The organism is Cytophaga aurantiaca DSM 3654 (assembly GCF_000379725.1).
GTDB lineage: Bacteria > Bacteroidota > Bacteroidia > Cytophagales > Cytophagaceae > Cytophaga > Cytophaga aurantiaca.
Map to the genome: position 1 here is coordinate 81,487 of NZ_KB903620.1, position 25,814 is coordinate 107,300.

Consider the following 25,814-nt stretch of genomic DNA (forward strand, 5'->3'; position numbering starts at 1 on the left):
ATATTAATAAAAAGAATTTCTTTTGGTCTTCCAAAACCGAATCAGGATAAATGCAAAAATCATACCTGTGAGGTGTGCAAAATGCGCCACGTTATCATCCGGTCTATTTGAATATAACGAATAAATTTCAAAAGCTGCATATGCTCCAACCAGATACTTTGCCTTGATCGGAATGGGCGGAAATAATAGAACTAATTCTGTATTCGGGAAGAGCAAGGCAAACGCCATCAATATTCCGAAGATAGAACCCGACGCGCCAACTAAGGCATAGTTTGATTGTCCTGCAGTAATATCCCGGACATACTGTACACTTTCGCTTATATACGTTTGATTCTCCGGATCGGCTGTATAATTTTCGATTGAATTTTCAATTTGCGGTATGTTATGCCCTCTTTTAAAATGATCATTTATGAATACATTGTATGCATCCGGATCCGGACTTTGAATATATGCAACTGCATCTGCCCGAATATTCTGTACTTCATATGCATTCACTCCCCATGATAACAGACCGGAACCAATACCACACACAAAATACAGTATCAAAAACTTTTTAGCTCCAAGAAAATATTCAAGTAAAGGCCCGAAGAAATACAAGCCAAGCATGTTGCCGAAAAGATGCATGAAACCTGCATGCATGAACATATAGGTAACAAACTGATAAGGCACAAAATAATCCGAATAAATGCCATGTAAAGCCAGCTTATTGTCTAAGTCTAACGAAGTCAAAAAATTCGCTAAAACAAAAAGACCGATATTTAATAATAACAGTCTTTGTACATACGGTGTCAGGCGTTGATTCATAGTTGCAAGATAAAAAAATTACATAAACAATCTTCCGATTTTATCCATGTCTAACATCACAACGGTTAAATTTCCATCCGGTGCAAAGTTCGGGGTTTTGCATGCAAATAGCTGATCAATGATCGAATTCATTTCTGTCAGACTCAGCTTGTTACCTGCTCTTATTGCCGAACGTTTTGCCAACGAACGCGCCAGGTTTTCCTGTCTGTCAATTTTAAGATCCGTTCTATTCTGTTTGAATTGTTCTATCAACCCTTCGAACAAATCTTTTTCGCTACCACCTTTCACATCCGATGGAACACCATTCACAACAATCGTTGTATTGCTGAACACATTGAATACAAAACCAAGTTTGCGGATATCGTCTTCCATTTCAACAACCATGGCAAAATCTGCAGCACTTAATTCCAATGTCTGCGGAAATAAAAATTGCTGAGAGCTGCCGAATTTATTCTGCAGCATGCCAATATATTTTTCAAATAATATACGTTCGTGCGCTGCTTGTTGATCAACAAGCATAACGCCGGATTTTACCTGCGTAACAATATACTTCTGGTGCAATTGAAACGTAGATGTATTTTCTGTATACAATAATTCTTTGTTCAATTGCTTTGCATCTCCTGATCCATTAATGGCGCTTACCATTTTGATTGACTCCTGATATGTTTCTTCTCTGTTATTTTCCAACCCACTATACATACGTTCCCAATTTGATTGATTTGATCTTTCTATACTGCTTGGTGCAGAAAATGATTTTGTTGCAAAACTTTTAAACGATTCGTTACCCGAATGATCCGATTGCCCTAGGCCTGTGAATCCCGAAACATTCACATTGTAATCAAAGTCCAGCGAAGGCATAATGTTATGCGTTCCCAAAGATCTTTTTACACAGGCTTTAATAATTGCGTATACTGTTTTTTCATCATCGAATTTGATCTCCGTTTTTGTCGGGTGCACGTTCACGTCTATGTGTGCAGGATCTATTTCGATGAATAAAATATAAAATGGAAACGAATCCGTTGGTATCAATTCTTCGAACGCATGCATGACTGCATGGTGTAGGTAGTTACTTTTAATAAAACGATTGTTTACAAAAAAGAATTGGTCTCCTCTTGTACGTCTTGCACTTTCAGGCTTACCAATGTATCCTGAAATGGAAACGAAATCTGTATCTTCTTTACAAGGGATTAATTGCTCTCTGTAACTTCCTCCTAATATGGATACTGCTCTTTTGCTCAGTATTTCTTCCGGAAGATTAAACAATTCCAAATCGTTGTGATAAAATGAAAAAGCAACTTCCGGATGCGCCAATGCAACTCGCACAAACTCATCCATGATGTGACGCATTTCTACCGAATTCGATTTCAAAAAATTGCGGCGTGCAGGAATATTGTAAAAAAGATTTTTTACAGAAATAGAAGTGCCTATGGGATTTGCCGTTTGTTCATGAACAATGATCGAAGAGCCTTCGATACGAATCAATGTTCCCAATTCGCTATCTGCTTGTTTGGTCTTCATTTCAACCTGAGCAACCGAAGCAATAGAAGCCATTGCTTCTCCTCTGAAACCAAAGGTCTTGATCGCAAATAAATCTTCAGCGGTACGAATCTTAGATGTAGCATGACGTTCAAAACAAAGCCTTGCATCGCTATCCGACATACCTTTGCCATTATCAATCACCTGTACCAATTGTTTGCCCGCATCTTTTACAATCAACTGTACACTTGTACTTCCGGCATCAACAGAATTTTCAAGCAATTCTTTAACAACAGAAGCAGGTCGTTGCACAACTTCTCCGGCAGCAATTTGATTCGCAATATTATCCGGCAATAAACGTATGATATCTGACATAGGGGAGAAATACAAACCGCACATTCCGCATGAATAATAATTTCCATTCCGTTGAGAATGGCCTTATTCTTGCAGTTGTGCTCTTTGATACGGTCTTACATTAATAATGTTTCCTCTAAATTACTTCACATTTTAATGAGACTACCCACAGGTTATCCACCAAATTGGTAACATTTGCAGGAATGATGTAAATTGTATTAATTCTACATTACTATCAATTAGGCTATCAAACAATTACACAACTATTCGCGAATAGTATTTACCCGTATTAATGAATAAAAAATATTTAACAAGATTAAGTTTGCTGTTGTTCGTGCTGATTTTTGTAGCAAGTGCGGCAGTTTGGGAAAAACCGGAGCCCTTTAAAATCCTTGGCGCAGAAGCATGGGCTGATAGTGTGCTCAATACAATGAGTGAGGAACAAGCGCTTGGTCAATTATTCATGGTTGCTACGTATTCAAATAAACCGGAATCGCATGCCTTGGAAATTGAAGCACTTATAAAAAACAATGGCATCGGCGGAGTAATATTTTTTCAGGGCGGCCCTGTTCGCCAGGCACAGTTAACCAACAGATATCAGGAACTATCCCGTGTACCCTTGTTTATTGCCATGGATGCAGAATGGGGACTTGGTATGCGTCTGGATAGCACAATGAATTTCCCAAAACAGATGACCTTGGGTGCTATACAGGATAATACTTCCATCTATAAAATGGGTGTTGAGATTGGCAAGCAATGCAATCGTTTAGGTGTTCATATAAATTTCGCTCCCGTTGTAGATATCAATAGCAATGCAAATAATCCCGTGATAGGCGTACGTTCTTTTGGCGAAGATAAATTTAACGTGAGTGCAAAAGCAATTGCTTATATGAAAGGTATGCAGTCTGTCCATGTACTAGCAAACGCTAAGCATTTTCCCGGACATGGAGATACGGATACAGATTCTCATCTGGCATTGCCGATCATCAATAAAAGTGCAAAAGATCTGAATGAAATGGAATTGTATCCATTCAAACAGATGATCGATTCAGGTGTTACAAGTATTATGGTTGCGCATATACATGTGCCATCCTTAGACGATGCAACCAACAAGCCTTCAACACTGTCAAAACCTATTGTAACAGATCTGTTGAAAAACGAATTGGGTTTCAGAGGGTTGTTGTTTACGGATGCGCTGAATATGAAAGGTGTCAGCAGTCAGTATAAACCTGGTGAAGTGGATGTACGAGCACTGTTAGCAGGCAACGATGTATTGTTGTATGCAGAAAATGTTCCGCTGGCAATTAAAAAAATAACCAAAGCAATAAACGATAAAGATATTTCAAGAGAAGAAGTTCAGGCGCGTGTCAAAAAAATATTAATGGCAAAATATTGGGCCGGACTAAATCAGCGCAAAAAAATTGAGACTGAAACTTTATATCAGGACCTTAACAACCCTTCTGCTCAAGCCTTACTCAACAATTTATATCAGCAGTCAATAACCGTAGTTAAGAATGCGAATAATGTTATACCTATTAAATTTCCGGATACAACTTCTTTGGCATCCGTAAGTATTTCATACAATGGAGCAGAAAATATTTTCCAGAAGACTTTGTCTGCATATGCTCCATTCGATCACTATTCAATCGACAAGGCCATTTCTGACACTGCAATGAATCAACTGATCGATAAACTGCAACGATATGAAACGGTTGTTGTAAGTGTACATCAGATCAATTCATACAATACAAAAACGTATGGAGTAAGTGCTTCAACTAAAGCGTTTATAGAAAAAATTCAGGCGTCACACCCAAGAGTAATTATAACTGTTTTTGGAGTTCCCTATTCCTTGAAATATTTTAGTCAAGCTACCAATCTGATTTGCGGATACGAAGACAATGTGTATACGCAAAAATTGGTGCCGCAATTATTGTTTGGAGTTGTTCAATCCAGCGGAAAACTTCCGGTAACAGCAACAACAGAATTTAAATTAAATAGCGGAATTAATATCAGCACCAACAATCTTCGCCTGCGCTACGATTATCCGGAAAACTTACGAATGGACAGCAAGACACTCGCAAAGATTGATACGATTGTTAACCTTGCAATCAAAGAAGGCGCAATGCCGGGCTGTCAGATATTGGTTGCTAAAAGCGGCGCCGTCATTTACAATAAATCTTTTGGCTATTACACGTACGATAAGACAACTCCTGTTACACAAACAACCTTGTATGACATCGCCTCTATCAGTAAAGTTGCCGGCACGCTTCAGGCGATTATGTTTTTAGAAGAACGCGGTTTAATTAAATTGAATTATAAAATATCCATCTACCTTCCGGATCTGATCGGCACCAATAAAGAAGATCTTGTGATTAGCGATATATTGACCCATCAAGCAGGTTTGCAGCCCTACCTTCCGCACTGGCGCAGAACAATGGATAGTTCTGGATTCAGTCCGAAATATTATCGTACTGTTCAAAGCGATAGCTTCCCGAACATGGTATCACAAAATCTATACAGCATTGCAGGCATGGAAGATTCGTTGTGGAAATGGACCAAAGAGTCCGCATTGATGGCACATCCAAAGATTCGTAAAAAGGTCCTTCCGTACAATTATGTATACAGCGATCTTGGATTTTACATTATGAAACGTTTGGCAGAAAGTTTACTCGATCAACCTCTGGAGGATTTTCTAAAACAGAATTTTTATGATCCGATGTGTCTCCAAAATTTCTACTACAATCCTTTACAGCAAAATATTTCGATTGACCGCATAACGCCCACCGAACAGGATAAATATTTCAGAAAATGCCTGGTTAGAGGTACCGTACATGACCCGGGAGCAGCTCTATTAGGAGGTGTAGGCGGGCATGCAGGAATCTTTGCGAATGCAACAGACCTTGCTACACTGATGCAAATGAATTTGCAATTGGGATATTATGGAGATTACCGTTTCTTATTACCAGAGACTATTAAAATGTTCAGTCGCACGCAATCTTCCAGAAACAGACGTGGCCTAGGCTGGGACAAGCCTCAAGCATCCAGCGGCGGACCATGTTCGTATCTGGTTTCTTCAGCTACCTATGGTCATACAGGCTTTACGGGAACTGCGGCCTGGGTAGATCCCGAACAGGGCTTGGTTTATATATTCCTTTCGAATCGGGTGTATCCGGACGCCAATAACAACAGGTTAATACGGGACGGCATCCGCACGCAAATTCAAACCGTTATTTATAAATCGATTTTGAATTTTAAGGATTAACCTATTCACACAGATGGCATTATACCATTTTAATCTATTTAACGATTATTTAATACATTAAAATGGCATAATTTCGCTTAAAACAAGGAATCATTTGCCAATTTTAGGTGTTCATACCTGTACGAAATTTTCCGGAAGGACATATCATTCGGAATAGAAAAAAGTATTCATGAAAATAGGAATTGTTTGTTACCCAACATTTGGAGGTAGTGGAGTAGTTGCAACGGAATTAGGCAAAGCATTAGCGGAGCTAGGAAACCCTGTTCATTTCATCACATATTCTCAACCACATCGCTTAGAGTTTTTACATGAAAATATTTTCTATCATGAAGTAACTGTTAAGTCCTATCCTCTATTTGAATTCGCACCTTACGAAGTTATTCTTGCCAGCAAAATTGTAGATGTTGTAAAACATGAGAAGCTTGATTTGCTGCATGTGCATTATGCGATACCACATGCTTCTGCTGCTTTTATGGCAAGAGAGATTCTGAAAACACAAGGCATCTACATCCCGATCATTACAACCCTACATGGTACAGATATAACGCTGGTTGGTAAAGACCCATCCTTCGCACCGGTTGTAGCCTTCTGTATCAACCAGTCTGATGGTGTTACTGCAGTTTCTGAAGATTTAAGAAAAGACACCTACGAGCATTTTGATATCAACAGAGAAATTGTGGCAATCCCCAATTTTATTGATGTTTCAAGATTCAGAAAACAAAAAAAGGATCACTTCAAAAAAGCCATTTGTCCGAACGATGAAAAATTAATCGTACACACGTCAAATTTCAGAAAAGTAAAACGCGTAGAAGATGTCGTTGCTATTTTTAATATTGTCCGTCAGACAGTTCCTTCTAAATTGTTATTGGTAGGTGACGGTCCTGAACGTGCTATCATCGAAAGTAAATGTAGAGACTTGGGAATAAGCAGTGATGTGCGTTTCTTAGGAAAACTCGATGCGGTAGAAGAAGTACTTTCTGTAGCCGATCTGTTTATCATGCCTTCTGAAAAAGAAAGCTTTGGTCTTGCTGCATTAGAAGCTATGGCTTGTGAAGTTCCTGTAATCTCTTCCAATACAGGTGGATTGCCGGAATTGAACATTCAAGGGAAAACAGGATTCTTAAGTAATGTTGGAGATGTGGCAGATATGGCCAAAAATGCCATTTTTGTGCTATCGGACACGAACCTTCCTACATTTAGAAAAAATGCATTAGAAAGAGCTAAAGAATTCGATTCCAACAACATAGTACCAAAATACATTGAGTATTATCAGCAAGTTCTTGATAAATCTCATTCTTTTGTTAAATAAAGTCTCTTATACTTGTATGGGTTTTAATACTCCCCTAAATTTGCATAAAATTAATTAACCATGGATCAGCACGCTGAAAAAGTAAAACCGAAAAATACTGGAACAAAGAAAGTATTTGAAAATCCAATACTTGAACGTTTAACACGTACTCATATTTCTGTTCCAATTATTATTTTAATGACTATTGCTGCAGGTTTGTTATATGTAGCTTTTGTATATACAGACTATACAAAATTAACACCTTTGTATGTTGTAGGTTTGTTCTTTACTGGTTTCTTCTCTTTTACATTATTGGAATATGTTGCTCATAGATATTTATTCCACATGAAGCCAACAAACGAGTTCAAACGCAAAGTACAATATGCCCTACATGGTTTACACCATGAATATCCAAAGGACAAAGACCGTTTGGCAATGCCTCCGATTATGAGTTTCTTATTGGCAGGTGTATTCTTCTTGATTTTCTATAGCTTGATGAACACAAAAGTGTTTGGCTTCTTGCCAGGATTTATAACAGGCTATTGTGCTTATATCTCTGTTCACTTCATCGTTCATGCGTACAACCCACCTAAAAACTTCTTTAAAGGCTTGTGGTTGAATCATGCGATTCATCATTACAAAGACAATACACAGATCTTCGGAGTTTCTTCTCAGCTTTGGGATTACGTGTTTGGGACGATTAAGAAATCATAACGATTTTCGATTAGCATACATAAAAAGGCCTTGTTCCGATAGTTGGAACAAGGCCTTTTTATGTATAGGCTTCAGACAATTGGGATACTATTATTTACTTACACCAAGTTCGTATTCAAAACCAAGCTCCACAAAAAAACTTTTGAGTTCATTCCATTTGTGGTTATCAAAGTCTTCTATGTTTTCTAAATCTTTTGATTCCTTAAATCGATGGCAGCGAAAACAGACATCTATATAGGATATCTTTCCATCCTTTATTAAAAGGATTGCATGATGCGGAATGAAACAGTTGGCCATAGCAGTATTCTTGCTTTGCAAGGGCTGCGTAAGAATACGTGATAGTGTTTGACGTTCTACACCTGCAAGAACCTTACTTTCTATAACGATCGAGCCATTTAGCTTATTCGCAATTATTAATTCAGGAGGTGGGCTAATTTTTCCTGTACTATCCTTATAATATTCTCCCGCTGTAGCTTTGTGACTGATCAAAAGAACAGTATCTGCTGCTTTTATTTTTTTTACCAGCCAATTCGAATTGTCTTGCGACAAAGCTGAAGAAGAAATGGCAAGTGCGCAGATTACGATTAGAAAATATTTCATAGATCTAAATTAAAATACTTTCAATTTCATTTTTAACGTTGCTAAAAGAGCGTCTATTGAGGTGATATCTAACCGTTCGTTCGCTTTAATAATGATCTGTGCGGCGCCTATGGCATCACTCTCTGCCTCATGATGATTTAAAGGGATATTGAGATGTTTACACACAGTAGAAAGTTTGTGGCTTGGCAATTCATTGAAAACTTTTTTGCTGACAACATGCGAACAAAAATAAGTTGTATTAGGAAATGAAATATCGTGCGCAGATAATATACTTCTTAATGCACCTACATCAAATGCTGCATTGTGTGCAACAAGCGTTGTGCCGTCGATATATGGCTTCAACTCTTGCCAAACGTCAATGAAATACGGTGCATCCTGCGTCATCTCCGGAGTAATGCCATGGATCTGTACATTCCAGTAACTATAGAAGTCCGGTATTGGCCTGATCAATTTTGAAATGGTTTTTACAACTTTCCCATTTTCAACAATAGCCATGCCAACCGCACAAATGCTGGTTTTGTGGGTATTTGCTGTTTCAAAATCAAGTGCGGTAAAATTCATGAATTAAGTTTTGTATGTTAACCGCAAAGGTCGCAAAGTTTTTTGCGGTTAAATTCTTATGCTTTAGAATCGATAATCTTTTGTAAAGCAAACATTTCATCTCTGCAACGCGCTGCTTCAACGAAGTCTAGATCTTTCGCTGCTTTGTCCATATCTTTTTTCGCACGTTCGATCATCTTCGTAAGCTCGGGCTTACTTAATAATGCTACAACCGGATCAGCGGCAAGAGATGGTTCACCATCCGGTTCGATGTATTGCTTAGAAAACTTATTTGAATCAGCCACTTTGGTCTGACTCATAATTTCAGATGTCGATTTATTAACTGTAATTGGTGTAATGCCATGGAGCTCATTGTATGCTATTTGTGTGGCACGTCTGCGGCTAGTCTCATCCATCGCCTGCTGCATCGACGCAGTGATCCTGTCCGCATACATAATTACTTTGCCATTACTATTACGTGCGGCTCTGCCTATTGTCTGTACAAGCGAACGTACATTACGAAGAAAGCCTTCCTTATCCGCATCCATGATTGCAACCAAAGAAACTTCAGGAAGATCCAATCCTTCTCTCAATAAGTTTACACCTACTAATACATCAAAGATTCCCAGACGCAGCTCCCGCAGGATCTCTACGCGGTCTAATGTTTTTACTTCGGAGTGTATGTAACGCGTCTTAATTCCAACGCCTTCAAAATATTTTGTCAGTTCTTCGGCCATGCGTTTGGTTAATGTTGTAACCAATACCCGATCACCCATTTCGATACGCTCCTGAATTTCTTCTAACAGATCATCGATCTGGTTTGTGCTGGGCTTAACAAATATTTCAGGATCTAACAATCCTGTTGGACGGATGATCTGTTCAACAATGGTCCCTTCTGCTCGCTGTAGTTCGTAATCTGCAGGCGTTGCACTAACATAGATCGACTGTTTATTAATTTCTTCAAATTCATCAAAGGTCAATGGTCTGTTATCCATTGCCGATGGCAACCTAAATCCATATTCAACAAGATTGGTCTTACGTGCTCTATCTCCGCCAAACATAGCGCGGATCTGAGGTATGGTAACATGGCTTTCATCTACAACCAATAAAAAATCTTCCGGGAAATAATCGATTAAACAGAATGGTCTTTGTCCAGGAAGACGTTGGTCAAAATAGCGTGAGTAATTTTCGATGCCTGAACAATAACCCAGTTCACGCATCATTTCAATATCAAACTCTGTACGCTCCTGGATACGCTTGGCTTCCCCATATCTTTTTTCCATTTCAAACATATGCACTTGTTTCATCAAATCGTCCTGGATCTGATGAATAGCATTGTTCAATGCATCTTTACCTGTAATAAATAAGTTTGCAGGAAATAAGGTTAAGCTTTTCTGTTCACTTATTTTTTTGCCTGTGTCAGGTTCTATCAGTTGAATGGATTCAATTTCATCTCCCCACATTTGTATGCGATATGCAATATCGGCATAGGCAGGGTATACATCCACTGTATCGCCTGTTACCCGGAATGTGCCTCGTGTAAAATCTCTGGTTGTTCTGTTGTATAAAATTTCAACAAACGAATACAATAATTTATTCCGATTGATCTGTTGTCCCTGATGCAGTACAACGATGCTCTTCCTGAATTCATCCGGATTACCGATACCATAGATGCACGATACAGAAGCAACAACAATGATATCTCTCCTTCCCGACATCAAAGACGATGTTGCAGCAAGTCGTAGTTTTTCGATTTCCTGATTTATTGCAAGGTCCTTTTCAATGTACATATTAGACGAAGGCATAAATGCTTCGGGCTGATAGTAATCGTAATAGGAAATAAAATATTCCACTAAATTGTCTGGAAAAAACTGCTTGAACTCGCCGTAAAGCTGAGCCGCCAGGGTTTTATTGTGGCTCAATACAAGCGTAGGCTTTTGTGTTTGCTGAATCACATTTGCCATGGTAAATGTTTTCCCTGAGCCTGTAACACCAAGCAGCACTTGAGCAGGATCGTTGCGTTCAACCCCTTCAACCAATTGTTTAATTGCTTGCGGCTGATCGCCCGTTGGCTCGTATTTAGATGTTAAGTTAAATCCCACTTTTATCAGTTTTACATACAAACAGTAAGTTAAAAAATAAAGTTTGCATTCTATAAATCATTTTGATCTTAGCCTTCTTAAATTCATTTACAATAAATGAATAGCCCCCTATATCTAAAATAAGCATGCAATTATTTTTGGAATGTGGTTTACTTATTTATATTTAATATACTAACTCAAATATATTTTTAACTAACCAACCTAATTTCAATTATTATGAAAAAAATTATTATTGCAGTATCTCTGCTTGCGGCAACATTTGTTGCAAACGCTCAAGAACCAGTAGTTGCAACAGTGCCGGTGGCTCCAACAGCAAAGATGTATAAGCCTGTAGCTGGGAATGTTCTGGCAGAACTTGGTCTTTTTGGTGCTACAGGTTTTGTAAATCTACCTACCAGCACATTTGGTACACCTCAGATAAAAGTCCGTTATTTCTTACAGGACCAAATTGCGCTTCGTGTTGGATTCAACCTTTCACAAAACGTCAGTACAAACAGATTTTATGAAGCAGGTGGTTCGGGCAAAGGTTTCGCAAAAGATGTATCTGCTTTATTTGGTTTAAATGCCGGTATTGAAAAGCACTTCTCAGGTACAGGACGCCTTTCTACGTATGTTGGTGCTGATGCTTCGTACCAACGAATTTCTGCTGCCACTAAATGGGAAAACACAGCAGATGGTACTACATTCTCTGATGGTGACACCAGAAAAACAAGAGGTTTCAATGATGCAGGCGTAAATGCTTCTTCGGGATTTGGCTTACGTGCCTTTGCAGGTGCCGACTACTATTTTGTAGAAAAAGTTTACTTAGGTGCTGAATTCGGTTGGGGCTTCACAGCAATGAGAGATACCAAAACAAAAGAAGAAACAACTGTTGGTGGCGTGTCAACTACTGTTGAAACTAAATCAGGTGGTGGTGTCTACACACTAGCTCCTTCGTTAACTGCTGGTGTTCGTATTGGTTTTATTTTCTAATACAAAGTCTACACCCGCTTAAATATAAAAAATGTCCCGCCAATAAGAGGGACATTTTTTATATAATCGAAATCAAACTCTTATTATTGATTCCATATTTCCCAGGCTTTCTCTGCCTGCCCTATCAGCATCTCAAGTCCGTTTACAACATGCGCTCCATGCTGCTTCCCTTTGCGCATAAACGCTGTTACCTCTGGATTGTATACCAGATCATACAGATAATGTTTATCCGTTAAAAATTGATATGGAATCGCAGGAAATGAATCTACATCCGGATACATACCAAGCGGTGATGTATTTATAATGATTGAATGCTGTTTCAATACGTTCACATCCATTTCATCGTAGCTGATAGTGCCTGCGCCTTTTGATCTGGAAACATATTGATAGGGTATCTCCAAGTCTTTTAAGGCCACCGCTACAGCTTTAGCTGCGCCGCCTGTACCAAGTATTAATGCACGGTGTGATTTATCTGCAGGAATGAATTTTTGAAGCGATGTTTTGAATCCGTAATAGTCTGAATTGTATCCGACCAGTTTTCCATTTGGTAAGATCTTAACGACATTCACAGCGCCTATTTCTTTTGCTGCCACATCCAATTCATCTAAATAGGGTATGATCTCTTCTTTATATGGAATGGTAACATTGCAGCCTTTCAGGTTGGGCGTGTTTTGCAATAACTCAGTAAACTCTTTAATGCTATCTAGCGGAAAATTTTCATACACACAATCTGAAATATTTTCTTTCAGAAATTTCTCATTGAAATATTTTTTAGAAAATGAATGCGACAAGCGATATCCAATAAGTCCGTATGTTTTCATTTTATTCAATGCGCTTTCTCTAAATGAAAAAGCCCTTTCGTTGGGAAAGGGCTTATTATGAAGTAGTGTTATTAAGCAGCTGCTTTATTTTTGTTTCGAAAGTACTCTATGATTATAGGTAGTATAGAGATGAATATAAGACCAATGATTACCTTTTCAATATTCTTCTTAACAATTTCAAATTCTCCTAAGAAATATCCAGCCAACGTTAATCCCGCCACCCAAACAATCCCTCCTACAACATTGTAGGTAATGAAGCGAGAGTAATTCATTTTACTTATTCCTGCTACAAAAGGTGCGAACGTACGAACGATAGGAACAAAGCGAGCCATAATAATGGTTTTCCCTCCATGCTTTTCATAAAAAGTCTGGGCCTTTTCTAAGTGTTCTTTCTTCAATAATTTCATGAAGAAATTTTTTGGTTCATCGGTGAAGATTTTCGGACCAATAAATTTTCCTATGTGGTAATTAACTGTATCTCCTAAAATAGCTGCAACAATAAGTACCGCTATTAAAAACCATAGATTCAAACTGCCTTGGGCAACGACCATACCTGCTACAAATAACAATGAATCTCCTGGTAAAAAGGGTGTAACAACTAAGCCTGTTTCAGCAAAGATTACAAGAAACAAGATTATATAAACAAGTGTGCCGTATTCAGAAACTAAAAGAGGCAGTTTGTCGCCTATATGCAGAATCCAGTCAACAAGAAACTTAATGATTTCCATCCTGGTATTACAGCTTATCTATGAAATGATGGAATGTATCGCTGCGTAAGCCTAAACGAACCGTTTCCAGAGGGATCAATTCGTTTGGAGCAATGTTACCTAAGTTTACATTTGCACCGCACAATTTTACAAAGAATACCTGTTGTTCTTTTTGTGGCGCTTCCCAGATGATTTTATCAACCGGTACGGCACTTAAAATATCTTCTACCAATCCTGAACGAACTTCGCCTGTTGAACGGAACAAACCAACGTTACCTGCTTCGCGTGCTTCGCCGATTACTTTCCATGAACCCGCTTCTAATTCAGTATTCATTAATTTGATCCACTTTGAAGGTGGGATGATCTTTTCTGCATCTTTTGAACCTACTTCAGACAATACTGTTACCTGAGTTGCAAGCTTAGAAATGTATTCACATTTCTCGTCGTGCGGCAATTCAATGGATCCGTCAGAAACTTCTGCATGCACAAGACCAAACTTATCTAATAACTTTCTGTAATCGTCAAATTGATTACGTACGATAAATGCTTCAAATAATGTGCCGCCCAAATAACAAGGAATGCCGGCAGATTTATAGATTGCAAGCTTTTCTTTTAATGTAGGTGTGACGAAAGAGGTAGCCCAACCAAGCTTTACAATGTCAATATACTCGCTGGAAACGGAAAGCATGTCTTCTACTTCACGGCAACTTAAGCCTTTATCCATCACCATTGTAAATCCAGCCTCACGTGGTTTTACTGTTCTCTCCGGAACCTTTGAAAGGGTAAAATTTTGATACATTTTATTTATTTCTGTATTGATCTATAATTCTGAATAAAGCCTTCTGAGTTTCCAGTTTAGGAAAAAACTCAAACAGTACGGTATGCTTATCGAAGTCCAAAGTTAATGCATTTTCTAGATAATTAAATGCTTCTTTGTACTTTCCTGCTGTAATCAGGTAGGCAACGGCACGATAATATAAATCTGCATTGCCCGGTATTTCATCAATACCAGCATTAATCAAATCTACTGCTTTGTCCATATCACCACTTTCATAGTGCACAAATGACCAGTTTTTCCAAACTTCAGGATTGGAAGGTTCTAATACACAGGCTTCTTCAAATGCTTCAAGGCTAGAAATGATGTTGCCTGTTTTATACTCTGCATTGGCTTTAGCTAACCAATAATCAGCATTGGCTTCGTCTAATTTTAATGCTCTTTTAAAGAAATGGATGGATTCGTATGATTTATCCTGAGCTTCCAGACATTTTCCAATTCCATAAAATGCCTCATGAAAATAAGCGTCTGCTTTAGAAGCTTTTCTATAAAATTCTATTGCCTTAGGGTGTTGTCCAAGATGCTCGTAACAAAAGCCGATGTTGTAAAAAACATCCGCAGTTTTGTCTTCCATGTCCAGCGTCTGGAAAAAATATTCTAACGCCTTTTCATACTCATTTTTGTAAACGTAACATTCCCCGATGTTGTAGAACGCTGATGAATACTTGTCGTTAATAGCAACAACAAATTCATAGGCATTCATTGCTTCATCCAATTTTCCTTGTTTGAAATACGAAACACCAAGGCAGAACCACGCATAGTGAGAATAAGGATCCTCTTCGATCAATTGCGAAAAGAAATCAATACTTTCATCCAATCTGTCTAATACCTCTAAGCTATATGAAAGCTCATAAATGGCATCTTCGTGTTTGGGATTGATGATAATAGCAAGTTTCAGATGTGTAATGGAATCTTCAAAATTGCCCATATCCTGATAAATTACCCCCATGTGGTAATGAATCTCATCTTTTTCTTCTGCAAGATCTAAGATTTCCTGAAGCAGCTCGATAGCTCCTTCAAAGTCATCCTGCTGAGCCATGATATTGGCCCGCAACAATTGAATATCTGTATCGTTGGGTTGGTAAAGCTGTGCTTTATCCAGTAACTCTAATGCATCTTCAAACTGAGTCATCTGCATCAATACCTGAACCTTCAGAAGCATGATCTCTACTGCATACGGATGCTGTTCCATAGCAATATCACAGGTTCTGTGTGCCTTTCTGAATTTTGTTCCCTCAAGATAGTATTGGATGATGCTTTCGTACACGCTAACGTCAAAAAAGCCAGGAGTACCTTCTTTTAGAAGTTCCTCGAATTTTCTGGCCAATTCCCGATCATCAGATTGTCGTTTATTTTGTCTGGCCATAGTCTCACAATTTAATATGCTCTAGTATACTTATACGCTGTGATTACTCCTAAAGCTAAAAAAATAAAATTTAATTCATTTATGCGTGAAAGATTAGTTATAAACATGCACATAATGATATTTATCAGCAATAAACCTACTTAAGTTGTTTGTCCTTAAATAGATTTGCGCAGGTCCATACAACCGTTTCTTTAAGGGGATTAAAGACTATATTGGTTGTTTTTTTAATCTTATCAGATTGATATTCAAATTTATGAGCAGATACTGATGCTGTTTCTCTGGTAATAAGAGGTTCTTTGCCTGTAAAAAAAGATTTTACAGCATAAAATCTCCATGCCAGAGCACGCATCCAAGGTCTTGCGCTGATTTTAGGAGGTTCTATGTTAAGTACCTGAGCTATTGCCTCGAAAAATTCTTTATAGCGAACAATCCCAGCATTTAAAATATATCGCTCACCACTTGGAGTTTGGTTCTCAATAAAAAACAAAATTGAGGAAACAACATCGCGTACATCTACATAATTCATGTAGCCTTCTGTATAAAATTTATTTTTTTGCGCTACATATTCAAACAGTCGTGCAGTGCTGGTACCTTTAAGTGCAGGACCTAATATGATAGATGGATTTACAAGTATAGCATTCAACCCTTCTTCAACGGCTCTGTAAACTTCTAATTCTGCCTGGTGTTTTGTTACTGCATAACGTGTGTTCAATGCAGATTCTTCCCATGTATTCGTTTCATTTATAAACGTATCTGAAACCTTACGACCAATAGCGGCAACGGAGCTTATGTGTATGAATTTTTTAATGCCAAACTCCAATGCAGCATTCAAAATATTTCTTGTGCCTTCCACATTTGTCTGAAACATTTCATCGCGTCGCTTCGACCAAAAAGAAATCATTGCTGCTGTATGCACAATGCATTCTACATGGTTCATCGCATCGATCAAAGAGCCTGCATCATTCAGATCTCCAATATGTATTTCCAGTTTGTCTTCAAATTCTTTCAAAAGAGAAATATCCGAATTCTTTCTTATCAGTGCTCTTACACGATATCCTTTGCCAATTAATTCTTTGCAAAGAAAACTGCCCACCAAACCATTCGCACCTGTAACAAGTATCATGAAAGCAATGTATTATTAAGTAGATTTAAGTTGGCCAATTTGTTGTAGTACTTGGATGCTCTGGTATCCTTCAATACATTCAGGTGCCGCATTCCATGGCAATCTGTTCCAACAAAATCAACCATTTTATTGTCAATTAATTTTTCAGCAAACTGCTTCGCAGGTTTTGAATAATAGCCCATCAGCGAATTTAAATTGATTTGAAATAAAACATCCATTTCATATATCTTTTCGAACGCAGAAAAATCATTGTATAAATACAAATATCTTTCAGGGTGCGCCAATACAGGAGTATAGCCTAATGTACGCATTGAAAAAATTGCCTGATGCAAATGCGCAGGTTCATTCATATACGACGTTTCAAACAACACGTATTTTTTACCGAATGTTAGCAACGGTTCATTCTTATTCAATTTCTCAATAAACCATTCATCCAGATAGTACTCGGCAGCAGCGTCTATTTCTATTTCTATATTTTCGGATTTCAAACGTTGTTTTAATTCAGACAAACCTCCTAAAATAATCTCAGGTGTATTTTTATAAAAATCACCCATAATGTGGGGCGATGTAATTATTTTCTTATAGCCGAATTCTACAAGTTTTTTAATCAACTCTACAGACTCATCCAACGATTTGGAGCCATCGTCTATTTTTGGTATCAAATGCGAATGCATGTCAACAAAAATAAAATCTTCATGCTGCGCTTGCTCTTTCTTTCCAAATAATGAAGTCAGAAAACTCATAATTTTTCGACAAGTTTTTGCAGCCAATTTTTTGGTTTGGTAGCAGTTTCGTTTTCGTAATATCCGTAATTATATTTGAAGCCTCTATTTACAGGGACTCCATTCGCAATTACACGCAGTTTATTATACCCGCCTCTATTCAATGCTCTTTTAATTTCCTGCCCAACAAAGAACTTAGAGTAATTTATACGCACAATATACAACGGAATATCTGCCTTCGTCATTAACAACATCCCATCTGTAACAATACCTACCGGAGGCGTATCGATAATAATCACATCGTATAAGCCTTTTAGTTCCTCGATCAAATTGTCTAATGTCGGCAGCAAGATTAATTCAGACGGATTAGGCGGTGTAGGGCCTGCAGTTATAAAGTCCAGATTAGGGATTCTGGAAAGCTGCACAACATCAGAAACGGTGTGCTTACCAATCAATACAGTACTTAGACCGTTTGTATTTTCTGCTCCAAATGCTAAATGGATCTTAGGTTTACGCATATCCAGATCGAGTACAACTACACGCTGATTTGCCATTGCAATTACTGCAGCTAAATTTACTGCAACAAATGTTTTTCCCTCACCCCCAACAGTTGATGTTACGGTTATAACTTTTTGAGATTTATCCGTTGAAATAAATTCAAGGTTGGTACGTATGGATCGAAGCGATTCAGTGATTGCAGATTTTGATTTTTTATCTACGATCAATTGTGAGAACAACATTTTTTCAGCAACGTATTCCGGCACAGTACCTATGATTGGTATAGGTAATGAACGTTCCAATTCAGCTAATGTCGTAATGGTCTCATACATTAAGAATCTGGACACAACCAGTAACAAACATAATAAAATTGCAATCCCGACACCCGACATCAAGATGATGCTCTTTTTAGGATAAATAGGAACTGTTTCAACGGAAGGTTGTGAAAGAATAATAAAATCCACCGTCACCCCAGCCTTTGTCAACCCTTGCTCAACAAGCTTATCCATCAATAAGCCATAAAACTTATCGTATAGATTGTAGTGTCTTTTTAATCGAGACATTTCTGTTTCTTTTGCAGGAAAAGACATAATGGATGACTCGATTTCGAATTGATCAAGATTCAAATCGTGAATTTGTTTTTTAATTATTTTTTCATTCTGAGCAATAAGGTCCAGTGCGTCGTTCTTCGCTTTAAGTGCTGCATTTTTCTTTACTTGAAATGCATGTGTGCTTTCACTTTGCGACATCAATAAACTTTCTTTATCCAGATTAAGTTGATTCAGATTTTTAATCACCTCCACCAATTGTTCATCTTCTAAATTCGGCAACAGCGGAATAAAATCTTCTAGGTTTTTATTGTTTTGAATTAAGCTTTCCAGATTTTTAAGCAACTCAATTCTGAATGCTAAGGATTTTCTTTCAACCGTATTTTCATCTGCCAACTCAGAATATTTTGCATAGTCTGCCATTACATCCATCGTCTTATTTTTACGCATGAATGCTTCGAATTTTTTTTCCGCATCTATTAAATTATCTTCTGATTTTTTAATAGAGTTTGTCAGGAATTCAATCGACTGATCAAATGTTTTTAATTTAAGCTGAAGTGTTTGTTCAAAATAGATCGAATCGATTGACTTTACAATACTGTACGCTTTAAATGCATTGTGGTCTTTAAATGAAATGGTAAGTGTTCTCGCTTCGTTATTTGAAACATCTGCAAATAAGCTTTGCTGAAAATAACCATTCAAAGCACCTTGACTATTGAATGTAAAAAAAGTTTTTTGGTTGGAATTGAAATTTTCGAATTGCTTCGTTTTCTTCAATGTAAAATTACCGAACGGCGTTTCGCACAATTTGTCAAAAGTGAATTCCTTAGAATAATCACCATGTTCTAGTTTAAACGTTTTATTATCTATAATTTCAACATCAAGACGTATATCGTAAAGTACTTTTGAATAATCTTCAACAAATGAAACTTCATAAGGTGAATTTTTAAAACGCTCTTCGAATAAGATATTTCCGTAAACAAAATACGAGATCCCTAAATTCAAATCTGCAATTACCTTATCACGTACTACAGGAGACCTTATAATCTCTAGCTCTCCGGCCAGACTCGAGCTTTCCTCATCAAATCCATTTGTAGATAAACCTAACGAATTGGTACGGTTGCCATTTTCTAATTTGATCAACGAATTAGATTCGTATACAGGTTTTGCATATCGTATAAATAAAAACACGCCTGACATTGTAATTAAAAAAATCAATGCCATTGCAATAAAAGATCTTTTAAAAACTACTAATAGTTTATACGGATCAAGTATGTTTTGAACTTCTTCTTCAAACTGTCCCGTATTGTCAATTAAGGATTTATTGCGTTCTTCATTTACTGCCATAGATCCTTAATTATTTAAATACTACGATTAATGACACAATGCTTATTGTTAATGACACAAGCGGCACAATGGTAGTAACTGTTTCTTTTAATATAAATCTCTTCGGTTCAATATATACAATATCTCCAGGCACCATATCTGTCTGTGCTGCACGCAAACCTTCAATGGTATTTAAATTAATCAGTTGTACATCCGGATTTTTCAAATCTCCGCGTACAACCCGAATATTATTTGCCTTTCCATCGAGCTTAATACCACCATACCTTGCAATGACTTCAATAAGATTCATATCCTGATATTCAAGCGGTATAATTTTACCTCCATCGGGACCAAATACAATAACCCGTTTACTTAACAATGTTACTTTTACATACGGATCAGTATAATACGGTTTGAATTTTGAAGCGATGATGCTATCTGCCTGAAAGACCGTATATCCTTTCAGCATTACATTGCCGACCATGGGTAGGTGCGCACAGCCATCTGAATAGACGGTATATTTAATGGGATCCTTTGATACTTTTGAATCGCTTGCACTTCCTCCTTCTGTCAATGCATTATTCGGATCAACAAGTTTTTCTCCGCTGTTGGTGAATACATCCATAGAAATAACATCGTTTATTTCAATTTTGTATTCACTTGTAGATGAGTTTCTCAATCGTTCAATTGAATCGATTAAAATACTGGAGTCAGTATTAAACATTCTATAGTGATAATACGAACTGCACGAAGATAGCAAGCTCAGCAAACCTAAAACCAGTGCCCAAGGGGTTATTTTTTTCATTCTAAAAATTTAATATTGACTCAATATCTCTTAAATACGGTAATTCCTGATCTTTAGTTGATACCAATGGGTTCTTAATTGTCCAATCTATTGACAAATCCTTGTCGTCCCATTTAATTCCAAGCTCGGATGCTTTGTGGTATAAGTTAGTACATTTATACTGCACTTCACAATCTTCAATAGACACGAAGCCGTGTGCAAAGCCTTCAGGTACATACAGCATGCACTTGTTTTTATCATCCAGCAATACTTTGGCAACTTGTTTATAGGTTGGAGAATTTTTGCGCAAATCAACAACCACATCCCAAATGGAACCTTTCGTAGTCCTAACCAGCTTTCCTTGAGCATAGGGAGCATTTTGAAAATGCAATCCTCTCACCACGCCTGCCGCAGATTTAGAATGGTTGTCCTGTACAAACTCCATTGTCAGTCCGGCTTTATAAAAAGCATCTTTGTTGTACGTTTCCATAAAAAAACCTCTATCGTCACCAAACACATTCGGGGTAATTAATATCAGATCTTTTAATTCTAATTCTTTGAAAGTCATTATCTGCTGTCTTTTGTTATAATTTCATTTGCCAAACAAAAATAATCATTGAATATTATTTTATCAGAAAAATTTTCTTCTACCAATCGCCGGCTATAGTTCCCCATCTCATTCAATCTGGCCTTGGGCAATTTTACCATGTCGCTCATTTTCATAAACAGATCCTGCGCATTCTTCACCTCGCACAAGAAGCCGTTTTTGTTATCGAAAACAACATCTTTGCAGCCAGCAACATTTGTGGCAATCAAGGGCTTTGAGCAGGATGCCGCTTCCAGCAAACTCTTAGACAATCCTTCTCTATAAGAAGGAAGTACAACTGCCGTTGCCAGTTGGTACTCCGCTACAATTTCTTTCGAAAACGGTTTGTAGATCAGTTTATGTTCAGCAATCCAGGAGTCTAATTCTTCTTTTCGAATTCCTAAGTTTTTATCTGAATCAATTGCTCCGATCAACACACATTCAACCGCTTGTCCAAAACGTTGGTGTAATAATTTGGAAGCCACTGCATATTCCGTAATCCCTTTATCAAAGATTAACCGGGCAGCCATCACAAACCTGAAAATATGACGGTCTGGACTCACACTTGCTGCTTTAAAGATGGAAGTATCTACCCCGGATCCCCGAATAATGCAGGTTTTACTTTCTTCTACAATTTTATTCTGAACGAAAACATACTGATCTTCCTTGTTTTGAAAAACGACGAAGCGTGCAAACTGAAAACTGAACGCATACAGCTTTCTCGCAATTTTAGAAACCAGATTGTTATGTAAAAACACAGTACCTAAGCCTGTAACGGTGTTAATGGTTGGAATTCCAGCGATACGGGCAGCCAATGTTCCGTATATGTTCGGCTTGATCGTGTATTGAAAAATTACATCCGGTTTCTGGTTTTTATATATTCGTGTGAATTGCCTCAACAACAAAAAATCGATGAAGGGATTATTACCCTTTGCGTGAATGTTGATGGGTATAAATGTAACCGGGAGCTTTTGGATATCCGCAGTAAATTCATCTACCGGTGCAATACAAATCACCTCATATCCTTTATCAATAAGACCTAAAATTAAATTGCGTCTAAAATTAACTATGTTCCAGGAGGTGTTTGCAACCAGTGCTATTTTCACGAATCAGTTTCTTTTATCAAAATTAAATATACGTAATAATAACCCATTTATTGGCATTTGCGGCGTTAAAACGTTAATTTTGAGATTCTAATACAAATAATTATATGGAAAAGGGATTTCTTCATTTACACGTTACCATCGTTTCGATCTTCATACTTTTATACGTTGCAAAAGTATATTTACTTCTTGCAAACAAGTCTGAAGCATTGGAAAAACTTCGCAGCAAAACGAAGATTGCAGATATGATCTTAGGAAGCTTGATCATTATCACTGGTGTATTTTTGACTGTTAAAATGCCGTCGATTGAGACATTTTTGATTGTGAAAATCATTTTAGTATTAGCTTCTATACCTATTGGTATTATTGCTATGAAGAAAGCGAATAAGCCGATGGCTATTACAGCTTTATTGATTTATGTTTATGTATTTGCACTAGCTAAAACGGACAGCCTAAGATTAAAAAAAGAAGCCTATATAACACCTGTGGCTATTGTAGATTCTAGTTCAGCACAAGGTCCGACTGCTGTAGATGAAGGCGAAATTATTTATACAGCTAAGTGTGCGTTATGCCATGGAGCAGATGGCAAATTGATGCTTAACGGAGCAAAAGATTTATCTGTTTCAAAATTAACAAAATCTGAAGCTATAGAAATGATCAAGTCCGGCAAAGGAATAATGCCTCCTTTTAAAGATGAATTTAACGAAAAACAATTGAATGCTCTTGCCGATTACGCAGAAGGCTTGAGAAAATAATGATGCAGGAAGAAACCGGTTTTTCAACACACAAAGCAGCAGACAAAGCAATCCTGATCGGCTTGTCGCACAGAAATCAACCACAGGAAAAAACAATAGAATATTTAGACGAACTTGACTTCTTAGCCCGAACAGCGGGCCTTGAAGTGAAGTATCGTTTTACGCAAAAGCTCGACAAGCCAGACATACGTACCTACATCGGTAAAGGAAAACTTGCCGATGTAAAAGCATATATTCAGGAACATTCCATACCGGTAATTATTTTTGATGATGAACTCAGTCCTTCTCAATTGCGAAATTTAGAGAAAGAGCTGGTTTGCAAAATCTATGACCGGAGCTTATTAATTCTGGATATATTCTCCTTACGTGCACAAACAGCACAGTCACGCACGCAGGTAGAACTGGCACGTTTGCAGTATTTACTTCCACGGTTGACAAACCTATGGACACACTTGGAACGCCAGCGTGGCGGCACAGGAACAAGAGGTGGATCGGGTGAAAAAGAAATTGAAACGGATAGACGTATTATCCGCGATCAGATCTCTTTATTAAAAGGTCGCTTAGGAAAAATTAATAAGCAAAGCGAAACACAGCGTAAATCCAGAGATGGTATTGTGCGTGTAGCACTTGTAGGTTATACCAACGTTGGTAAATCTACGTTGATGCAACGCTTATCAAAATCGGATGTGTTTGCAGAAAATAAATTATTTGCAACTGTTGATTCTACGGTGCGCAAAGTTGTATTAAATGAAATCCCCTTTCTGTTAACCGACACCGTTGGCTTTATCCGTAAGCTTCCGCATGGTTTGATTGAAAGTTTTAAATCCACGCTGGACGAAGTTCGGGAAGCAGATATTTTATTGCACGTGATTGATTTGCCGCATACATCGTATGAAGAACACATGCATGTGGTGCAAACAACGCTTACTGAAATTAAAGCAAGCGACAAGATCATGATCCTTGTGTTTAATAAAGTAGATGCATATCTGGAAAATATCAAAGACAACCCGGATGCCCTTTCATTACAGGAGATCGACAAAATGTACACCGGTGCCAATAATGAAAACAGAGTTTTTGTTTCAGCTACTCAGAATCTGAATCTGGATAAATTACGAGCAATCTTAATTGAAAAAGTAACAACCGTACACTGCACTATTTATCCGAATTACCTGTTATAAACAGCGGGAGTTTTAGATAATTTTACTGGCATCGTAGTTCAATGGATAGAATAGACGTTTCCTAAACGTTAGATGCAGGTTCGATTCCTGCCGGAGCCACTATTTTAGTTCAACTTGTGTTGACTTTAAAAATATAAAATTTTGAATTGTTGCTATATTCAAATTTTTCTCATAACTAGTACATATTCTATACGTATATTATATATAAAACGTAACTTTGTGAAAAATTCAAATATTCATTAGTATATATAATCTTAAAATTATTAATGAGTATTTTATTAACTGAAAAATATAGGGCTTCCCAAAAGCTATCTAATTAAATTATGATCGAAAAAACTAAGCCTTCTTCTGAAGAGGAATCAATTGATGAAAAAAGAAATCAATGGTTTGAGTTATTAATACATCATATTAATACTGATCGGGATTTTTTAGAAATGGGGATAGCATCTGAAGAAACAAAAGGGTTTTATAATAATGCAATTTTTGGAAACCCTACAAATTTTGTTTTTGAAATGAGGGAAAAAAGTACACAATACTTTATAAGTAATTTAGTAATGGATTATATTAAAGAATTAAAAACTTTAAATATTAACCCATTAAAATTATACCTAGATCATACTGATTCTCAAGTTTTAGTTTGGGCTGAAATCCAAGAAGATGATGAAGAAACTGAAATGGCACTTTACAAAGCTGAAGCTAAAGCTAATGCTAAGAATTATCAGTATGGTTTTCATATCAGCTCAACAATTCTAGAAGACGCTGACCATATTGAAGCACCCCCTCATTATCAAAACATTTTAAAGTCGATACAACTTGGCTAATCATAGTGAACACCTTAACCAAGCTGTTAAGAATATTGATTTTTTAGAAAAAGTTAATACTAATATTCCCGAAAGTTGGGATTGGCAAGTTACTATAAGTTTTTACAGTGCATTGCATTTAGCAAATGCCCATATTGCCCATACTATTAATCAACATTATAGAACCCATGGAAAAGTAAGTGAAGCATTAAATGCATATCTAGCTGTGAATCCATCTATGTTCAACGAAGAAGCTTATTTATCATATTTAGCTCTTCAAGGATTGTCAAGAAGGTCTAGATATTTATGTAGTGATAAAGACGATCCAATAAGTAAAGCCGATATCAGAGTACATTTCACTTCTGAAAAACATTTAGCAAAAGCATTAAGACACCTAAACAACATTCAGAAATTTTTTTCACTGACATATAAATATGAATTCAGCCCCATCTATATTGGTTGCTCGAAATTAAAAGAAGATAGTTTGGAATATATTTCTTGTAAATAATATTTCAAACTACTATTAATTAATAACAAAGCCCACGGAAAA

General features: G+C 37.2%; 23 protein-coding genes and 1 tRNA gene. 9 read left to right on the plus strand and 15 right to left on the minus strand.

Annotated elements, in window-relative coordinates:
- Window positions 1–3: 3 nt before the first annotated feature.
- Both A3EE_RS0100365 and mutL read right to left on the minus strand, forming a co-directional pair.
- A complete protein-coding gene (locus tag A3EE_RS0100365; protein WP_018341429.1) occupies window positions 4–804 on the minus strand; it encodes a rhomboid family intramembrane serine protease in 801 nt (266 codons plus the stop codon).
- A gap of 18 nt (window positions 805–822) precedes the next feature.
- On the minus strand, window positions 823–2,655 hold the full coding sequence (gene mutL / locus A3EE_RS0100370; protein ID WP_018341430.1) for a DNA mismatch repair endonuclease MutL: 1,833 nt from the start codon (window positions 2,653–2,655) through the stop codon (window positions 823–825).
- Between the two features lie 271 nt (window positions 2,656–2,926).
- Here mutL and A3EE_RS0100375 point away from each other — a divergent pair, with 271 nt between their 5' ends.
- The 3 genes from A3EE_RS0100375 to A3EE_RS0100385 all read left to right on the plus strand — a co-directional run bounded on the left by A3EE_RS0100375 (window position 2,927) and on the right by A3EE_RS0100385 (window position 7,898).
- On the plus strand, window positions 2,927–5,896 hold the full coding sequence (locus tag A3EE_RS0100375) for a serine hydrolase domain-containing protein (RefSeq protein WP_018341431.1): 2,970 nt from the start codon (window positions 2,927–2,929) through the stop codon (window positions 5,894–5,896).
- A 169-nt stretch (window positions 5,897–6,065) separates the two neighbouring features.
- Window positions 6,066–7,205, plus strand: coding sequence for an N-acetyl-alpha-D-glucosaminyl L-malate synthase BshA (gene bshA / locus A3EE_RS0100380; protein WP_018341432.1), 1,140 nt, complete (start codon window positions 6,066–6,068; stop codon window positions 7,203–7,205).
- A 60-nt stretch (window positions 7,206–7,265) separates the two neighbouring features.
- Entirely contained in the window at window positions 7,266–7,898 is a 633-nt protein-coding gene (locus tag A3EE_RS0100385) for a sterol desaturase family protein (protein WP_018341433.1), read from the plus strand.
- Window positions 7,899–7,988: 90 nt separating this feature from the next.
- Here the strand turns inward: A3EE_RS0100385 and A3EE_RS0100390 are convergent, their stop codons facing one another.
- From A3EE_RS0100390 to uvrB, 3 genes are read right to left on the minus strand one after another with little or no spacing between them, the layout of a single operon-like run.
- Window positions 7,989–8,498, minus strand: coding sequence for a hypothetical protein (locus tag A3EE_RS0100390; protein WP_018341434.1), 510 nt, complete (start codon window positions 8,496–8,498; stop codon window positions 7,989–7,991).
- A 9-nt stretch (window positions 8,499–8,507) separates the two neighbouring features.
- Entirely contained in the window at window positions 8,508–9,059 is a 552-nt protein-coding gene (locus A3EE_RS0100395; protein WP_018341435.1) for a 3'-5' exonuclease, read from the minus strand.
- 56 nt (window positions 9,060–9,115) lie between these two features.
- On the minus strand, window positions 9,116–11,140 hold the full coding sequence (gene uvrB / locus A3EE_RS0100400; RefSeq protein ID WP_026209513.1) for an excinuclease ABC subunit UvrB: 2,025 nt from the start codon (window positions 11,138–11,140) through the stop codon (window positions 9,116–9,118).
- A gap of 216 nt (window positions 11,141–11,356) precedes the next feature.
- Here uvrB and A3EE_RS0100405 point away from each other — a divergent pair, with 216 nt between their 5' ends.
- Window positions 11,357–12,112: a hypothetical protein gene (locus tag A3EE_RS0100405; protein WP_018341437.1), complete on the plus strand. Its 756-nt coding sequence runs from the start codon at window positions 11,357–11,359 to the stop codon at window positions 12,110–12,112.
- A gap of 83 nt (window positions 12,113–12,195) precedes the next feature.
- On the opposite strand, the gene A3EE_RS0100410 is transcribed toward A3EE_RS0100405, so the two are convergent.
- From A3EE_RS0100410 to A3EE_RS0100455, 10 genes are all read right to left on the minus strand, one after another.
- Entirely contained in the window at window positions 12,196–12,933 is a 738-nt protein-coding gene (locus A3EE_RS0100410; RefSeq protein ID WP_018341438.1) for a shikimate dehydrogenase family protein, read from the minus strand.
- Between the two features lie 71 nt (window positions 12,934–13,004).
- A complete protein-coding gene (locus tag A3EE_RS0100415; RefSeq protein WP_018341439.1) occupies window positions 13,005–13,661 on the minus strand; it encodes a DedA family protein in 657 nt (218 codons plus the stop codon).
- A gap of 7 nt (window positions 13,662–13,668) precedes the next feature.
- Complete coding sequence (locus tag A3EE_RS0100420) at window positions 13,669–14,439, minus strand: phosphosulfolactate synthase (RefSeq protein WP_018341440.1); 771 nt, start codon at window positions 14,437–14,439, stop codon at window positions 13,669–13,671.
- A gap of 1 nt (window position 14,440) precedes the next feature.
- The gene (locus A3EE_RS0100425; protein WP_018341441.1) at window positions 14,441–15,841 is read right to left on the minus strand and encodes a tetratricopeptide repeat protein; all 1,401 of its coding nucleotides are present in this window, start codon (window positions 15,839–15,841) and stop codon (window positions 14,441–14,443) included.
- A gap of 136 nt (window positions 15,842–15,977) precedes the next feature.
- The gene (locus A3EE_RS0100430) at window positions 15,978–16,964 is read right to left on the minus strand and encodes an NAD-dependent epimerase/dehydratase family protein (protein WP_018341442.1); all 987 of its coding nucleotides are present in this window, start codon (window positions 16,962–16,964) and stop codon (window positions 15,978–15,980) included.
- Window positions 16,961–17,707, minus strand: a complete 747-nt coding sequence (locus A3EE_RS0100435; protein WP_018341443.1) for a tyrosine-protein phosphatase — start codon at window positions 17,705–17,707, stop codon at window positions 16,961–16,963. Before A3EE_RS0100435 ends, A3EE_RS0100430 begins: the two co-directional genes overlap by 4 nt.
- Complete coding sequence (locus tag A3EE_RS0100440; RefSeq protein ID WP_018341444.1) at window positions 17,704–20,079, minus strand: polysaccharide biosynthesis tyrosine autokinase; 2,376 nt, start codon at window positions 20,077–20,079, stop codon at window positions 17,704–17,706. Before A3EE_RS0100440 ends, A3EE_RS0100435 begins: the two co-directional genes overlap by 4 nt.
- A gap of 10 nt (window positions 20,080–20,089) precedes the next feature.
- Window positions 20,090–20,863, minus strand: coding sequence for a polysaccharide biosynthesis/export family protein (locus A3EE_RS0100445; protein WP_018341445.1), 774 nt, complete (start codon window positions 20,861–20,863; stop codon window positions 20,090–20,092).
- 1 nt (window position 20,864) lies between these two features.
- Entirely contained in the window at window positions 20,865–21,410 is a 546-nt protein-coding gene (gene rfbC, locus A3EE_RS0100450) for a dTDP-4-dehydrorhamnose 3,5-epimerase (protein WP_018341446.1), read from the minus strand.
- Window positions 21,410–22,534 (minus strand): glycosyltransferase family 4 protein, encoded by a 1,125-nt coding sequence (locus A3EE_RS0100455; RefSeq protein ID WP_018341447.1) that lies wholly within the window; start codon window positions 22,532–22,534, stop codon window positions 21,410–21,412. The genes rfbC and A3EE_RS0100455 overlap by 1 nt, the downstream gene beginning before the upstream one ends.
- 104 nt (window positions 22,535–22,638) lie before the next feature.
- On the opposite strand from A3EE_RS0100455, the gene A3EE_RS0100460 reads away from it, so the two are divergent.
- The 5 genes from A3EE_RS0100460 to A3EE_RS0100480 all read left to right on the plus strand — a co-directional run bounded on the left by A3EE_RS0100460 (window position 22,639) and on the right by A3EE_RS0100480 (window position 25,772).
- Window positions 22,639–23,286, plus strand: coding sequence for a SirB2 family protein (locus A3EE_RS0100460; protein ID WP_018341448.1), 648 nt, complete (start codon window positions 22,639–22,641; stop codon window positions 23,284–23,286).
- Entirely contained in the window at window positions 23,286–24,464 is a 1,179-nt protein-coding gene (hflX, locus tag A3EE_RS0100465; protein WP_018341449.1) for a GTPase HflX, read from the plus strand. The genes A3EE_RS0100460 and hflX overlap by 1 nt, the downstream gene beginning before the upstream one ends.
- Before the next feature lie 27 nt (window positions 24,465–24,491).
- Window positions 24,492–24,563, plus strand: a tRNA-Arg gene (locus A3EE_RS0100470).
- A 224-nt stretch (window positions 24,564–24,787) separates the two neighbouring features.
- Window positions 24,788–25,285: a hypothetical protein gene (locus tag A3EE_RS0100475; RefSeq protein ID WP_018341450.1), complete on the plus strand. Its 498-nt coding sequence runs from the start codon at window positions 24,788–24,790 to the stop codon at window positions 25,283–25,285.
- Window positions 25,278–25,772, plus strand: a complete 495-nt coding sequence (locus tag A3EE_RS0100480; RefSeq protein ID WP_018341451.1) for a hypothetical protein — start codon at window positions 25,278–25,280, stop codon at window positions 25,770–25,772. Before A3EE_RS0100475 ends, A3EE_RS0100480 begins: the two co-directional genes overlap by 8 nt.
- Window positions 25,773–25,814: the final 42 nt, after the last annotated feature.

Coding starts and splice junctions, on each gene's coding strand:
- A3EE_RS0100365 (WP_018341429.1), bottom strand. CDS start 804: ATGAATCAACGCCTGACACCGTATGTACAAAGACTGTTATTATTAAAT.
- mutL (WP_018341430.1), bottom strand. CDS start 2,655: ATGTCAGATATCATACGTTTATTGCCGGATAATATTGCGAATCAAATT.
- A3EE_RS0100375 (WP_018341431.1), top strand. CDS start 2,927: ATGAATAAAAAATATTTAACAAGATTAAGTTTGCTGTTGTTCGTGCTG.
- bshA (WP_018341432.1), top strand. CDS start 6,066: ATGAAAATAGGAATTGTTTGTTACCCAACATTTGGAGGTAGTGGAGTA.
- A3EE_RS0100385 (WP_018341433.1), top strand. CDS start 7,266: ATGGATCAGCACGCTGAAAAAGTAAAACCGAAAAATACTGGAACAAAG.
- A3EE_RS0100390 (WP_018341434.1), bottom strand. CDS start 8,498: ATGAAATATTTTCTAATCGTAATCTGCGCACTTGCCATTTCTTCTTCA.
- A3EE_RS0100395 (WP_018341435.1), bottom strand. CDS start 9,059: ATGAATTTTACCGCACTTGATTTTGAAACAGCAAATACCCACAAAACC.
- A3EE_RS0100405 (WP_018341437.1), top strand. CDS start 11,357: ATGAAAAAAATTATTATTGCAGTATCTCTGCTTGCGGCAACATTTGTT.
- A3EE_RS0100410 (WP_018341438.1), bottom strand. CDS start 12,933: ATGAAAACATACGGACTTATTGGATATCGCTTGTCGCATTCATTTTCT.
- A3EE_RS0100415 (WP_018341439.1), bottom strand. CDS start 13,661: ATGGAAATCATTAAGTTTCTTGTTGACTGGATTCTGCATATAGGCGAC.
- A3EE_RS0100420 (WP_018341440.1), bottom strand. CDS start 14,439: ATGTATCAAAATTTTACCCTTTCAAAGGTTCCGGAGAGAACAGTAAAA.
- A3EE_RS0100425 (WP_018341441.1), bottom strand. CDS start 15,841: ATGGCCAGACAAAATAAACGACAATCTGATGATCGGGAATTGGCCAGA.
- A3EE_RS0100430 (WP_018341442.1), bottom strand. CDS start 16,964: ATGATACTTGTTACAGGTGCGAATGGTTTGGTGGGCAGTTTTCTTTGC.
- A3EE_RS0100435 (WP_018341443.1), bottom strand. CDS start 17,707: ATGAGTTTTCTGACTTCATTATTTGGAAAGAAAGAGCAAGCGCAGCAT.
- A3EE_RS0100440 (WP_018341444.1), bottom strand. CDS start 20,079: ATGGCAGTAAATGAAGAACGCAATAAATCCTTAATTGACAATACGGGA.
- A3EE_RS0100445 (WP_018341445.1), bottom strand. CDS start 20,863: ATGAAAAAAATAACCCCTTGGGCACTGGTTTTAGGTTTGCTGAGCTTG.
- rfbC (WP_018341446.1), bottom strand. CDS start 21,410: ATGACTTTCAAAGAATTAGAATTAAAAGATCTGATATTAATTACCCCG.
- A3EE_RS0100460 (WP_018341448.1), top strand. CDS start 22,639: ATGGAAAAGGGATTTCTTCATTTACACGTTACCATCGTTTCGATCTTC.
- hflX (WP_018341449.1), top strand. CDS start 23,286: ATGATGCAGGAAGAAACCGGTTTTTCAACACACAAAGCAGCAGACAAA.
- A3EE_RS0100475 (WP_018341450.1), top strand. CDS start 24,788: ATGATCGAAAAAACTAAGCCTTCTTCTGAAGAGGAATCAATTGATGAA.